Annotated in this window: 3 protein-coding genes; all 3 read left to right on the forward strand. The window is 71.4% G+C overall.

The window, feature by feature from the left end:
- Positions 1 to 120 precede the first annotated feature (120 nt).
- Entirely contained in the window at positions 121 to 363 is a 243-nt protein-coding gene (locus ABZ656_RS57970) for a hypothetical protein (RefSeq protein WP_101408553.1), read from the forward strand.
- A 33-nt stretch (positions 364 to 396) separates the two neighbouring features.
- Complete coding sequence (locus tag ABZ656_RS57975) at positions 397 to 1,134, forward strand: ABC transporter ATP-binding protein (RefSeq protein WP_101408552.1); 738 nt, start codon at positions 397 to 399, stop codon at positions 1,132 to 1,134.
- A gap of 3 nt (positions 1,135 to 1,137) precedes the next feature.
- Positions 1,138 to 1,332 (forward strand): hypothetical protein (locus ABZ656_RS57980; protein WP_360280835.1); only part of this gene is annotated, 195 nt, incomplete at its 3' end.

The following is a 1,332-nucleotide window of genomic DNA, read 5'->3' on the forward strand; positions in this document are numbered from 1 at the left end:
CAGCTCGGGGGCCGAGGAGTACAGCCTGCTGTACCTCGAACTGGGCGGGCTGCGGGATCGGCCGAGGAGCGCCGTGATCCATAGCTTCGGTGACGACAGCCGACCTCGGGAGGAAGCCCCATGGCGAACAATGCCCGCTACCGCCCGACCGGTGCCGACGCAGCACCCGGCACACCGTCGCCCGCCCTCACCCGCGGGGACGTCGCCCGCACGCTGCTCTGGATCCTGGTGGTGGTCAGCACGGTCGTCAACATGGCGGCCTCCTACGGCGAAGCGAACACCTGGGTGCACCTGGCCTGCGGCGCGGTCACCGTGCTCTGCGGCGGAATCCTCGTCGTGCGCAAGCTGCGGGGCCGCCGATGAGTCCCGCCCCTTCGCTCGCGCCCCCGCCCGCCCATGACCGGGGATCACACACCTGCGCCGGCCATCGTGCTGGACCGGGTCTGCAAGGAGTACCCGGGAGGCGTACGCGCCCTCGACGAGGTGTCGCTGACCGTGGAGCGCGGCACGTTCCTCGCTGTGATGGGGCCCTCGGGTTCCGGCAAGAGCACGCTGATGCACTGCGCCGCGGGGCTGGATTCCCCGACGTCGGGCAGCATCCGTATCGACGGCCACGAGATCGCCGGGCTGAACGAGACCCGCCGCACCGAACTGCGCCGCGAGCGCATCGGGTTCGTGTTCCAGGCCTACAACCTGATCCCCTCCCTCACCATCGAGGACAACATCACGCTGCCCCTGCGGCTCGAGGGACGCACCCCGGACCACGACTGGCTGCGCACCCTGGTCGAGGGGGTCGGTCTCTCCGAACAGCTCACCCACCGCCCGGCCGAGCTCTCCGGCGGACAGCAGCAAAGGGCCGCCGTCGTACGGGCGTTGGTAGCCAAGCCAGCCGTCGTGTTCGCCGACGAGCCGACCGGCGCGCTGGATCTGCGCAGCGCCCACGAGGTACTGGACCTGCTGCGTGATCTCGTCAACGAGCTGCGCCAGACGGTGGTGATGGTCACCCACGACCCAGCCGCCGCGGCGCGGGCGCACCAGGTGCTGGTGATGGCCGACGGCCGGGTGGTCGAGGCCCTGGAGGCACCCTCCGCCCCCCAACTGGCCGACCGACTCGTCGCGTTGGGCGAGGTCTGAGCCATGTTCCGTCTTGCCCTGCAGATGGTCCGACATCGGATCACCGCGCTGATCGCCGTGGCGTGCGCGGTCGTCGGCGGCGCGGCACTGATCACCGGCACCGGCGTACTGGCCGAGTCCGGCCTGCGCTCGCACCTGCCCGCCGGGCGCCTCGGCGGCGCGGACGTCGTGGTCGCGGCCGACCAGGAGTTCCATCCG

Source organism: Streptomyces sp. NPDC007095 (assembly GCF_040634475.1).
In the GTDB taxonomy this organism is placed as follows: Bacteria; Actinomycetota; Actinomycetes; order Streptomycetales; family Streptomycetaceae; genus Streptomyces.